Origin of the sequence: Bacillus sp. FSL R9-9834, assembly GCF_038006905.1 — a bacterium.
GTDB lineage: Bacteria > Bacillota > Bacilli > Bacillales > Bacillaceae_G > Bacillus_A > Bacillus_A pacificus.
Genome location: NZ_JBBOWD010000001.1, coordinates 1,357,459 through 1,370,238, shown reverse-complemented (window position 1 = coordinate 1,370,238; position 12,780 = coordinate 1,357,459). Strand labels below are relative to the sequence as shown.

14 protein-coding genes and 1 riboswitch are annotated in these 12,780 nt (G+C 36.0%); of the genes, 5 read left to right on the top strand and 9 right to left on the bottom strand.

From position 1 onward, the window contains the following. Positions 1–24: 24 nt before the first annotated feature. The 5 genes from MKY00_RS07135 to MKY00_RS07115 all read left to right on the top strand — a co-directional run bounded on the left by MKY00_RS07135 (position 25) and on the right by MKY00_RS07115 (position 4,531). Positions 25–468 (top strand): MaoC family dehydratase, encoded by a 444-nt coding sequence (locus tag MKY00_RS07135; protein WP_001067916.1) that lies wholly within the window; start codon positions 25–27, stop codon positions 466–468. Between the two features lie 148 nt (positions 469–616). Then, positions 617–802: an alpha/beta-type small acid-soluble spore protein gene (locus MKY00_RS07130; protein ID WP_001140707.1), complete on the top strand. Its 186-nt coding sequence runs from the start codon at positions 617–619 to the stop codon at positions 800–802. A gap of 114 nt (positions 803–916) precedes the next feature. Further along, a complete protein-coding gene (locus MKY00_RS07125) occupies positions 917–2,236 on the top strand; it encodes a TrkH family potassium uptake protein (protein WP_000822320.1) in 1,320 nt (439 codons plus the stop codon). Positions 2,237–2,274: 38 nt separating this feature from the next. Further along, a riboswitch (yybP-ykoY riboswitch) is annotated at positions 2,275–2,440 on the top strand. Positions 2,441–2,529: 89 nt separating this feature from the next. Further along, positions 2,530–3,324 carry a TerC family protein gene (locus tag MKY00_RS07120; RefSeq protein WP_000383322.1) on the top strand — a complete coding sequence of 265 codons (795 nt, stop codon included), beginning with the start codon at positions 2,530–2,532 and terminating at the stop codon, positions 3,322–3,324. Positions 3,325–3,679: 355 nt separating this feature from the next. Beyond that, positions 3,680–4,531 carry a formate/nitrite transporter family protein gene (locus MKY00_RS07115; RefSeq protein ID WP_016716941.1) on the top strand — a complete coding sequence of 284 codons (852 nt, stop codon included), beginning with the start codon at positions 3,680–3,682 and terminating at the stop codon, positions 4,529–4,531. Between the two features lie 27 nt (positions 4,532–4,558). Here MKY00_RS07115 and MKY00_RS07110 read toward each other — a convergent pair whose 3' ends face one another. The 9 genes from MKY00_RS07110 to MKY00_RS07070 form a co-directional block, all read right to left on the bottom strand. Beyond that, complete coding sequence (locus MKY00_RS07110) at positions 4,559–4,870, bottom strand: cyclic-phosphate processing receiver domain-containing protein (RefSeq protein ID WP_016716940.1); 312 nt, start codon at positions 4,868–4,870, stop codon at positions 4,559–4,561. Between the two features lie 14 nt (positions 4,871–4,884). Continuing rightward, positions 4,885–5,607 (bottom strand): prepilin peptidase, encoded by a 723-nt coding sequence (locus MKY00_RS07105; protein ID WP_020465262.1) that lies wholly within the window; start codon positions 5,605–5,607, stop codon positions 4,885–4,887. Positions 5,608–5,719: 112 nt separating this feature from the next. Continuing rightward, positions 5,720–6,430 (bottom strand): LutC/YkgG family protein, encoded by a 711-nt coding sequence (locus MKY00_RS07100; RefSeq protein WP_016716938.1) that lies wholly within the window; start codon positions 6,428–6,430, stop codon positions 5,720–5,722. After that, positions 6,430–7,851, bottom strand: a complete 1,422-nt coding sequence (locus tag MKY00_RS07095) for a LutB/LldF family L-lactate oxidation iron-sulfur protein (RefSeq protein ID WP_000061914.1) — start codon at positions 7,849–7,851, stop codon at positions 6,430–6,432. The genes MKY00_RS07100 and MKY00_RS07095 overlap by 1 nt, the downstream gene beginning before the upstream one ends. 16 nt (positions 7,852–7,867) lie before the next feature. Beyond that, entirely contained in the window at positions 7,868–8,587 is a 720-nt protein-coding gene (locus MKY00_RS07090) for a (Fe-S)-binding protein (RefSeq protein ID WP_000869149.1), read from the bottom strand. A gap of 168 nt (positions 8,588–8,755) precedes the next feature. Continuing rightward, entirely contained in the window at positions 8,756–9,445 is a 690-nt protein-coding gene (locus MKY00_RS07085; protein ID WP_254912616.1) for a FadR/GntR family transcriptional regulator, read from the bottom strand. 226 nt (positions 9,446–9,671) lie between these two features. Then, a complete protein-coding gene (locus tag MKY00_RS07080) occupies positions 9,672–11,072 on the bottom strand; it encodes a sensor histidine kinase (RefSeq protein ID WP_016716937.1) in 1,401 nt (466 codons plus the stop codon). 3 nt (positions 11,073–11,075) lie between these two features. Beyond that, complete coding sequence (locus MKY00_RS07075) at positions 11,076–11,747, bottom strand: response regulator transcription factor (protein ID WP_000049881.1); 672 nt, start codon at positions 11,745–11,747, stop codon at positions 11,076–11,078. Next, the gene (locus tag MKY00_RS07070; RefSeq protein ID WP_016716936.1) at positions 11,740–12,714 is read right to left on the bottom strand and encodes a YncE family protein; all 975 of its coding nucleotides are present in this window, start codon (positions 12,712–12,714) and stop codon (positions 11,740–11,742) included. Before MKY00_RS07070 ends, MKY00_RS07075 begins: the two co-directional genes overlap by 8 nt. Positions 12,715–12,780 lie beyond the last annotated feature (66 nt).

Below are 12,780 nucleotides of genomic sequence, written 5' to 3'. Positions count from 1 at the left end.
GATATGGAAAAGAAGGAGGACAAAATGAATCCATTTCAAGAAGCACAAACCGTCCCGGAGCTTCGTTATGATGAGATTCAAGTCGGTGATCAAGCATCACTTACAAAAACGATTACGGATGAGGACGTTATCAATTTTGCAAAATTGACTGGAGATGTGAATCCTATTCATATTTTAGATTCTTTTGCAAAAACGACAATGTTTAAAGAACGTATTGCTCATGGTATGCTCGTTTCAAGTTTTATTTCTACCATCCTTGGAACGAAACTCCCGGGTAAAAATACGATTTATTTATCTCAAAACGTTTCATTCCGCGCTCCTGTCAAAATCGGCGATACACTTCGCGTTGTGGCAGAGGTCATCAAAAAACGTGACGATAAAAAAATCATTACGTTACAAACAAATATATATAATCAATCGGATGATATTGTCGTGGAAGGTACAGCGACAATACTAAAAAAAGAGTAGCAAAAATTGCTACTCTTTTTTCTATCCAATAACTTCTAATCACACCGATTACTTCCGCGTATGAGCACGCCGGTTCCACATAAAATAACGGTACCAGTTCAGATACATACTTAGCTGAACTGGATTACTCATAAGGATGTGTATCATCATGGCAAAAACAAACAAATTACTAGTTCCAGGTGCTGAACAAGCACTTGATCAATTTAAATATGAAATTGCACAAGAATTCGGCGTAAGCTTAGGGTCTAATACTGCATCACGTTCTAACGGATCAGTTGGCGGTGAAGTAACAAAACGTCTTGTTTCTTTAGCTCAACAACAATTACGTGGATAACAATATAACATATGGCTTAGAGGCAGATATTCTCTGCCTCTTTCTATTTTTAACATACATAATGGTGCTTTTTCACATACTAGTAAAAGCAAACTGAAAGGAACGATATGTAACATGAAACGGATTAACATTCACATGAGTCCTCCCCGTGTTCTTACTTTGTCTTTTATTATGTTATCAATTATCGGTACATGCTTATTAAAATTGCCAATTGCTACAACGACGTCTATTTCATGGCTCGATGCTTTATTTACAACCGTTTCTGCTTGTACGGTTACAGGGCTTGGTGTTGTGGACACTGGGAAAGTATTTACCTTATTTGGCCAATGTGTCATTTTAACACTTATACAAGTGGGCGGACTTGGCATTATGAGCTTTGCTGTTTTAATTGCGATTATGCTTGGCAGAAAAATTGGCCTTCAAAACCGAATTTTACTACAACAAGCATTAAATCAAACGAATATAGGCGGTGTCATTCGTCTTGCCAAAGCATTATTTTTATTCTCTTTTACAGTCGAATGTATCGCTGCTTTCATTCTTTCTTTTGAATGGGTACCGAAATATGGGATTGCTAAAGGGATCTATTATAGCTTTTTTCATTCCATCTCTGCTTTTAACAATGCAGGTTTTTCTGTTTGGAGCGATAATTTAATGTCCCACTCTCACAGCATTCTTGTCAATCTCGTCATTTCCTCCCTCATTATTTTAGGTGGGATTGGTTTTACAGTAATCGTAGATATAAAAAGAAAGAAAAATTTTAAAAACCTTACATTACACTCAAAACTTATGCTCTCTTCTACTCTAATCATCAATATTATTGCGACTGTTTTTATTTTTATATTCGAGTTTCACAATTCTCTTTCTATGAGAGGCTTTACCCCATTTGAAGAAGGCATGGCTGCTTATTTCCAAGCTATTTCAACGCGTACTGCCGGGTTTAATACAGTTGATATTTCCGCATTATCAAAGCCTTCCCTTTTATTAATGATGCTTCTAATGTTTATCGGAGCCGGTAGTGCTTCAACTGGCGGTGGGATTAAATTAACAACCTTTTTAATCATGTTTTTTGGGGTATTTAAATTTTTACAAGAACAAGACGATATTGTCGTGTTTAAAAAATCCATTAAAGATACTCTCATTGTCAAATCATTGACCATCGCTATTATTTCTATTTCATTTATTTTTTTTGCTATTTTAATTTTAAGCATTACTGAGCGAGTTCCTCTATTGATGAGTGCTTTCGAAGTATTTTCAGCATTTGGGACTGTCGGTCTCAGTATGAATTTCACACCACACTTAACGATGATTGGAAAAGCTATTATTATCTTTATGATGTTTTTTGGGAAGATGGGGCCTTTAACATTAGCTTTTTCATTTGCACGTAAAAAGAACCGGAAAATAAAATATCCGAATGAAGACATTTTAACAGGTTGACAACCGTATAAATTATCCATATAATGAGAGTACAATAGCATATCTCCAAAGGGGAGTAGCGTCCAAGAATATTTCTTGGAAACAAAGTCGTCATTACGTAGAACTTAGTTCTTCCGGCTTTGTTGGCATTTTCATTACATATGTCTAGCAAGACCTTTGCCTATTAACGGCAGAGGTCTTTTTTGCATCCATTTCCAAATTCTTCTAAAGTTAATAGGCAGGAGTATGGGGAAACTAAATAGTGGGGAATTCTTCACTTATTTAGTACTTATAGAAATGAGAGGAGAATGTACATGGATGTATCATTATTATTGGAGTATGGTTGGGTATTACTCATCCTAATTGCACTAGAGGGGATTTTAGCGGCTGACAACGCTCTTGTTCTTGCAATTATGGTAAAACATTTACCAGAAGAAAAAAGAAAGAAAGCACTATTTTATGGATTAGCAGGGGCATTTGTTTTCCGTTTCGGATCGTTATTTATGATTTCGTTCCTAGTGGACGTATGGCAAGTGCAAGCAATCGGTGCCATTTACCTTATGTTTATCGCTGGTAATCACTTATTTAAAACGTATGTTAAAAAGAATACAGATGAAGAAACAGAAGAAAAAGAAGCAAAGAAAAAACAAGAGAACTTTTGGTGGACTGTATTTAAAGTTGAAGTTGCAGATATCGCCTTCGCAGTTGATTCTATTTTAGCTGCTGTTGCATTAGCAATGACTTTACCAAAAACAGGATTAGGTACAATTGGTAGTCTTGATACTGGGCAATTCGTTGTTATCTTTGTAGGTGGACTTATCGGATTAATCATTATGCGATTTGCAGCAACTGCTTTCGTACAAATTTTAAAACGTAAACCAGGACTTGAAACTGCGGCATTCTTAATTGTAGGTTGGGTTGGTGTGAAACTAGCAGTTTATACGTTAGCACATCCTGCATTAAATGTAATTCCGCATTCATTCCCAGAATCTACACCATGGAAGCTTACATTCTGGATTGTATTAGTTGGAATCGCAGCTGGTGGTTGGTTCTTCTCAAAAGAAGTAGAAACAAAAGTAGAAAAGAATTTAGACGAAAAAGCGCTGTAATTACAGCGCTTTTTCTTTTTACCCTTCCCCCACTCAATGTCCAGAAAAAATTCTATTATACTATTTTTTGTAAACGTTTTCTTAATATATGTATGTCCTTTTTGTGAAACATTGCACAAACTTATTGAAACTAAGACAGAATCGATGTACTTTATTCATATAAGGAGTATTTATCCCGCTTTAATGGGCAGTAAGACCCCCACCTCAAAATTCAGCGAAAACAAAGAAGTTAGGTGGGGATCAACTGCCCATAAAAGCCCGATTGGTGAGGGCTGATAATCAGTGGGAGATGAAGAAAACCCCCACTGATTAAAGTTTCACTTTATAGATGATGTACTAAAGGAGCGTATTACTCATGCTAGAACAAGGATTAGATTATGTTGTCAAACTGGCTAAGAGCAAAAAACAAATGTTAGATACAAACCCGATGCAATATTTCATTCGTGCCGCACTTGCGGGTATTTATATCGGTTTTATTATTGTACTATGTTTTAAATTAGGTAACTTTTTTCACATTGCAGATTCACCAGCAACTTATTTAGCTGCTTCTATGTTTTTCGGAATTGCCCTCGTACTTATTATATATGGTGGTGCTGAATTGTTTACTGGAAACACAATGTACTTCACTGTAGCAACATTAAGAAAAGAAACAACAATATCTGATACACTTCGTAACTGGGTTACTTGTTATGCAGGCAATTTAGCTGGCGCTTTATTCTTTGCCTTACTATTTTATGCCACTGGAATTTTCGAAACAATTGATCACGGTCATTTCATGAATAAAGTCGTTGAGGGAAAAATGAATACACCTACAATGCAACTATTCTTTAAAGCAATTTTATGTAACTGGCTTGTATGTCTTGCTTGTTTCTTACCTTCTCAAGTTAAAGGTGATCCAGCAAAAATTATGATGATGATGATGCTCGTTTTCACATTCTTCTTATCTGGTTACGAGCATAGCATCGCAAACTTATCGCTGTTTGCTTTATCTTTAGTTTCACCGCATCCGGAGACAATTTCTTTTGCAGGTGCTATTCATAACTTAATTCCAGTTACAATTGGTAACATTATTGGCGGGTCTATATTTGTCGGTATGGTATACCATTACTTAACAAAGAAAGTACCTGACGTGAAACAAGAAGAAACTGAATTAGGAGCAGCTCAACAAGAAGAAATCATTCCGTTGCAAGCACATATGAAACATTAAAAACTCCAAAGTTTTACTTTGGAGTTTTTAGCTCCCCACATATTTAACAACAAGATTAGGGTTAATCTCTCCCTCTTCCTTTCCCTTATTCATTCTCTGTTTCATCTTATGCATACCGATAACATCATTCGTATGAAAGTGTATTTCATTTACATATAGACCCTCTTTACAAAAAGTCTCTACAAAATCTAATCCACTTTTTTCTCCCCATCCCATATTGAAATCAAGGGAAAGAACATTCACCTCATAATCTCGTACCATTTGCAAAGCACATTCTACTGTAGTTGCGAGCACGTAACCGTACGGACAACTTCTTTGATCATCCATATATACATTCATTTTCTATCCCCTCTCTATTTTGCATACGTGACCAACATGTAACATATTGCCCCAAGACTAATAAAAGGACCAAACGGTATTTGAGTCCTCATTTTCATACGTTTTAATACGAGACCAGCTCCAAAGAAACAAAGACTAAAACAAGATGCTAAAAATAAAACGATAAAAATCCCTTTCAGTCCCACTATAAATCCAAGTAACGAAAGTAATTTTATATCCCCTCCCCCAAGCCCTTCTGGATATATCTTTTGCATGCAGTATAACAAAATGAATATAACGCAACTACCAACTATACTATCTATCCAAGTAACTAACGGTATAAAAACACATTCTAAAATGAGTAAACAAGCAAACCAAGCTAAAATACGATTTGGAATTAACATATATATGTAATCTGTAACTGAAATAATAAGAAGTAACGAAAAAAGTGATAAAACGATAATAAGCTCTCGTTCCACCCCAATCATATATACAGTTAGAAGACATATCATTCCAGTTATAAGTTCAAATACTACGTACAAAATTGAAATTTTCCTCTTACAATTCGTACAACGCCCTCTTTGCATACAAAAAGAAATGATTGGAATCAATTCTTTTGGCTTTAGCACATACTTACAATAATGACAATATGAACGCGGGGTTATGATAGACTCCCCTAGCGGAACTCTCATCGCAATTACCATAAAAAAAGAACCAAACACCATCCCCGCTAACAATGCATATACATAAGTGAACATCCCTTCCTCTCCTTTCCAGAAGAACATAGCAAAAAAAGGAGAGAACTTCTACTTCATATTATCTCTATTCTATTAAAAAAGCAGGCCATTTTCTGGCCTGCTTTCCCCTATTTTATACGATGAAATATACTGCTTTTAATGGTCCATGTACTCCGACAACAAGATTCATTTCTATATCTGCCGAGTTACTAGGTCCTGTAATAAAGTTAATACAAGATGCCACTGTCTCGCCATTTTCTACACGCTTGTTCATATCCTCAACTGCTTGTGTAATACGAGGTACAAGTGTTTCACGTGGAATAATAGCAAAGTATACAGTCGGTAAAAAGTGTAAAGAACGACCTTGGCCTTTATGACTTTGTACAACGATCGTACCAGATTCAGCTAAAGTATAATCACTAAATACAATTCCAATATTCGCTCTTTCCGCGATACGCATATTCTCTTCTTTTTTCTCAGAATCCCATACGTTCACTTCAACATTTTGCTTTGGAAGTTCTTCTTTAAATAAAGAAGTCAATCCATAAGAATCAAAACGTTCATCTGCCGATAACATAATAGGTCCCCCGCCGTTTTCAACGATTACTTTTTGAATATCTTCACGTAAACGGTCGTTTGTCGTTTCCACAACAGTTGTATGAATGTTTGTACATTGATTTTTAAATACTTCTAACAATTCTTCTTGTGAATAATTTTTTAACGTTTCTTTATTCACATTATTTTTCCATACTGGACGTTTTACACCATCCGTTTTACGCGCGCGTCCAAGTTCTTTTGCAATATTCTCTAGAAAGGACTCACGGTTTTGAATTAATCCTGTCATTATTTGTCCCCGCCTTTCTTATGATCTTTATACCAATCACGGAATCGTTCTTTACTTGGAGCCGGGAATTCACGAATATCTGTCCAGTTTTTAAGTGGCCCAACACCTTTTGATACACGGTTACCAGATGTAAATGGACTCATTGCTGCTGGCGCCATCTTTGATCCCATTTTATATAAAGCTGCTGAAGATGCACCCATACTAAACATTTTCATTGCTAATTTTTCTGCAAGTGGAGCACGCCCTTCTTGCTCAACGATAACTTGACGATGTTTTAATAATAAATCATGCAATGGAATTTTTACTGGACAAGCTTCTGTACACGCTCCGCATAAACTAGAAGCATAAGGAAGCTCTTTGTAATCATCATATCCACCTAAAAGTGGTGTTAATACCGCCCCAATTGGTCCTGAGTATATAGAGCCATATGAATGTCCACCAACATGTCGATATACAGGGCATACGTTCACACAAGCAGCACAACGAATACATTGCAACACTTGACGGAATTCAGATCCAAGAATTTGAGAACGACCATTATCAACCACAACTAAGTGGAATTCTTCTGGGCCATCTACTTCCTCTTCTTGAATTGGTCCCGCTACCGTTACATAACTTGTTAACTTTTGACCTACTGCACTACGACATAGTAAACCAACTAAAACATCTAATTCTTCCATTGTCGGAACCATACGTTCCATACCCATAACCGCAATTTGTGTTTTTGGAATCGACATAACAAGGTCAGCATTACCTTCATTTGTTACTAAACAAAGAGAGCCAGTATTTGCAACAGCGAAGTTACAACCTGTCACACCAATTTCTGCATCCATAAATTTTTCACGAAGTTGTTTACGAACAAACTTTGTCATTTCGTATGGATCATCAGAATTTTCATAGCCAAGCTTTTCTTTAAATACATCACGAATTTGCGTTCTATTTTTATGAAGAGCAGGCGCAATAATATGTGAAGGTGGATCGTTATCTACTTGCAAAATATACTCTCCTAGATCACTTTCTAACACTTCACAACCGATTTCTTCAAGCGCATGGTTCATACTAATTTCTTCTGTTACCATTGACTTTGATTTTACTACCTTTTTTGCCTGCTTCTTTTTTGCAACGTCTTGAATATACTTTGCTGCTTCCTCTTTCGTTTTCGCAAAGTACACATGTCCGCCTCTTTTTGATACATTTTCACTTAACTGCATTAAGTAATAATCAAGATTTTCTAACGTATGTTGACGAATTTCTTCACCGAGTTCACGCCATTCTTCCCAGTTTCCTAATTCATCTGCTGCTTTTAAACGATTCGTATATAAGCGTGTTTGTGCAGAAGATACTGCTCCGCGCATAAACGAATCTTGAATTCCATCGCCAACGCGATCATTAAATTTTTTCTCACTGATTTTCATAGACATAGCTTATGTTCCCCCTTCATGAGCGACTATTCAGTACCTCAGCAATATGCATGACTTTTATTTCTTTTCCTAAACGCTCAATACGTCCGCCAATGTTTAACAAACACCCACAATCTGCACCGATTAAATAATCAGCGCCTGTTTCCATTGCACTATCTACCTTTTCATCTACCATTTGCTCAGAAATTGGAGTCATCTTCACTGAAAACGTTCCCCCAAACCCGCAACAATTTTGCACATTTGGTAACTCTCTCACTGTTAACCCTTTTACATTAGATAATAAAATTCCTGGTGCCTCTGTTACTCCAAGCATACGTGTCATATGACATGATTTATGAATAGTAGCAATCCCTGGTAAACTTGCACCAACATCAGTAACCTTTAAAACGTCTACAATAAATTGTGTAAATTCATATGTTTTATCAGCAACTTTTTGTGCACGTTTAGCCCACTTCGGATCATCTTTAAAAACATGCGGATACTCATGAAACATTGTCGCACAAGAACCAGATGGCGTAACGATATATTCTGCATCTTCAAAAGTTTCAATCATATGTTTCATCGCTTCTTTTGCCGCTTCTACATGGCCGCTATTATAAGCTGGCTGGCCGCAACAAACTTGTGCTTCTGGAAATTCAATTTCACAACCTAAACGCTCCAACACCTCAACTGTTGCTTTGCCGACATTTGTTTCAAACATATCGACTAAACAAGTAACAAATAAAGTAACTTTCATAATTATTACTCCCCCTTTTTACAACTCCACCAACAAACATATGGTCATCAGATGACTAAGGAGAGAAGAAATAGGCTCAACCATGGCCTATCCTCTCCCTCTTCTAAAGAAAACGCTTACTTAATCTCTCTCTATTTTATCAGAAAATTAGATTTTTAAAAGATTAAATTAAGAATTTATATCGTTTCTACCTGTGACAATATGTTCTACATTTGTTAAATGATCTAGCATTGCTTGCTGCGCTAATTCTACATCTTGCTTTAACACTGCATCATATATAACTTGATGCTCTTCTATAAGTCGTTCTGATGTTGTTTGTTCACCATATAAAATAATGCGTCTTGATTCACCAATCGTTTCAGCAATCATCTCTGAAACATGATTCATAAGTTCAAGCAAAATGTTGTTATGCGAAGACTCTGCAATTCCCATATGGAACTGAAAATCTGCTTTTTCACCAGCTTTTTCATCTCCAACGCTCTTTGCCATTTCATCTAACCAATGCTTCATATTTTGCAAATTATCTTCCGTACGTTTTGCCGCAGCTGCTCGAACTGCCCCCACTTCAAGCACCTTTCGTACTTCTAATAAATTCAAAATATCTTCTTTCTTCATCAATAATCTATTGTTTAATGATTTTGTTAATGAAGAAGAATCGAAGTTCTTCACATATGTACCTTCTCCTTGTTTCATCTCAATTAAGCCCATTGCTCTTAGCGCACTTAGCGCTTCACGAACAGCAGATCTACCAACTTGAAACTGCTCAGCTAATTGATGTACAGGAAGTAGTTTGTCACCAGGTTTTAACGTACCATTTTTAATCATTGTTAAAATAGCTTCAGATACTTCTTCGTAAATCTTTTTCGGTTTAATAGATTTGTACTCCAGTTAAATCACCTCAGTATCTTCCAAACAACAATTGAAACGATTTATAAGAACTTTGCATCATAACTATTTTAGAACGAATTAGTAAGAAGTACAAATGTTTTGTTCATAAAATCGTCAAAATTCCGATATTTATTACATATTAATTTATATCTTACGTATAATTATTGTCTTCCATATAAAGAGCATGCCCTAAAAATTAGAACATGCTCTCCTCATCCTGTACTTTCAATTTAATACTAACCGTCGTACCGTCCCCTTTTTCACTTTCAATCCGCCACTGTCCATCATGTATATGAACAATTTGTCTTACAATTGCCAGGCCTAAACCTGTTCCACCATGTTGACGACTTCTCGCTTTATCAACTCGGTAAAAACGCTCGCCAAGGTTTTCTAAATGCTCTGTATCAATACCGATTCCCGTATCTTTTATGTTCAATTCACAGTAATCATCTATCTGCCTGAGCGTTATCATAATATCCCCGTTTTGATTCGTATACCGTATCGCATTATCTAACACGTTATGAAGCACTTGTTGCATACGATCCTCATCAATCATTACAATGATTTCTGGATTTAAATTTGTTGAAATACGAATTTTCTTTTCTATAAACTTAATCTCATACGTATCTAACACATCTTCAATTAGTTGTGAAAAAACGATAGGTTGTTTCTTTAACGGAAAATGTTCCCCTTCTAGTTGTGCTAAATCTAATAAATCATGAACGAGACGCTGCATACGATCTGCTTCTTTATGAATAAGCTGTGTTACTTTTTCCTGCTGTGGTCCCTTCGCTACACCATCTAAAATAGCCTCGCTATACCCTTTTATATAACTAAGCGGTGTTCTTAGTTCATGCGAAACGTTAGCTAAAAACTCCTTACGCTTTACATCTTCTGTCTCCAAAGAATTTGCCATTTTATTAAATGCTTTTCCTAATCGCCCAATTTCATCTTCAGAAGAAATTGTAATTCGTTCTGAGAAATCTCCCGTAGCCAAATGATTGGCAACTCGCTCCATTTGCGAAAGTGGTTTCGTAATAGCAATAATAATTTTTCTACCAATCCATATTGTCAGTAAAGTTATAGCAAGTGCTAACGGTGCTAAAATAAGACCCATATCATATATTAAGTCTTTTATACTTTTTAAAGGAATATAAGAATATACAATACCAACTAATTTTTTATTTTCTAAAACAGGGATGACAACCCCCATAATATTACGGTCAAAATGTTCCTCGTATCCTATCTTTGTCACAGTTTTTCCATCTAATAATGCTTGCCTGTCCCCTTCACTTATAAGAGAATGATGGTGCACATCAAATGGTAAACATGCGCTTAAATCACGTGGGTTCGATACGAAAAGAACATCTGAACTAGATATTTGATCAAATGCTCTTACTTTCTCTTCAAAAATTGATATTCCTTCGCGCTTATCATATTGCGCAGCAAGACGCTTCCCTTCCATTACTAATGAATCTTTTAAATTATCAACGTATAGTTTTTCGTACGAGTATAAAGATACAAAATAAAGAAAAGAAACTGTTACAAATACTGCACATACTACTGTCAGCCAAAGCTTCTGTACCATCGTAAACATACGTTACACCTCAAATTTATAGCCTACACCCCAAACAGTTTGAATGTAGTTTCCACTTTCTCCAAGCTTCAAACGCATCGTTTTCACGTGCGTATCTACGGTTCTTGTACTTCCGGCATAATCATATCCCCATACCTTTTCTAGCAATTGTTCTCGGCTAAATACTTGTCCCGTATGTTGGCAAAGAAAATAGAGTAAATCAAACTCTTTTACTGTAAGAGAAATTGGCTCACCATCCACCTCAATTTTCCTACTTTTTTCATTAATAAGGATCGGTCCAAACTGAAATTCCTCTTGTTGCTCTTGCTTTGTATAACGCCTTAATACAGCTTCCATACGAGCAATTAATTCACCAGGACTAAATGGCTTTACAATATAATCATCTGCTCCCATACGTAAGCCGTTCACCCTATTCCACTCTTCACCTTTTGCTGTTAAAAATATTATTGGTACATCTGACGTTTTTCTAATTTCTTTACAAACTGAAAGTCCATCCATCTCTGGCATCATAATATCTAGTACAACGAAATCATAATGATTTGTCTCTAATTTTTTTAGAGCTTCTTTTCCATTTTCAGCTTCTCCCCACTCGTATCCGAAATTATCTAAGTACATTCCAACAAGTTGCCTCATATCACTTTCATCATCTACAACTAGCACCCTATATTTACTCATTGTCCTTCCCTTCTCTCTCCATGAGTTGAAACGGTCCTTTTCCGACTTTAATTGTTTGTTTTATTTTCAAATTCTTCATATCCATGACGCACACTTCATCACTATCATAGCTTGCTACGTATCCTTCTGCTCCGCTCTTCAAAAATGCAAATGGGTTTGATCCTACTTCTACAGAAGCCACCTCTTTATACGTGCTAACATCAAACTTTCTAAGCGTATTCGAACCGTGACTTAATGCATATACATACTTATTATCCTTCGTAATATTCACAGGCATAAACGGAGCGTGTAAAGAACGTACCATTTCTCCGCTCTGCAAAGAATACACTAATACTTTCTCATTTACCTGATTTCCATCACCATGTCCGCCAATCCATATTTCTTTCCCATCTGGACTAATTGTTGCTCCCGTTGAAGCTGGTGGAATCATAAAGGATTGTATTACTTCTTTTTTCTTTGTATCAATTGTCGTTAGCTTCGTATCATAAAAGTTTAATACAGATAACTGGTTATGGTACTCTACCATCGTTATTGGTCCTTTTCCTGTCGAAACATTCCCTGTCTCTTTTCCATTAATCGTAAAGAACCTTACCTTTTGGGCATTTTGATCGGCAGCAAATAATTGCTTTTTATCTTCTGATACGACTACATTTACAATGCCTTTTCCTGTTTTATATTTTCCCACTTGCCTTCCTTCTGCTAGTGAATATACATACATGTACTCTAACTGCTTACCATATACAAGTATGTCCTCACCATTTGGAAGTAGTGCAATCCCTGCCATTGGTTCGTTAAGTTCCCATGTCGTAATTAACTTTTTAGTATGTTTATCGACAAAACTAATACTACCTTCTTTTATATTCGTTGTTATAATAACACTTTTATCTTTAGCAATCGATGTATAGGAACTTCCTTGACACCCTACTAATAGAAATAAAAAACAGAGAAGAAAAACATACTTTCTCAAAAGATCCCCTCCATCTTCGGATGATTTCGTTATAATTGTAAAATAACAAATAAATGTGTGGAAAGT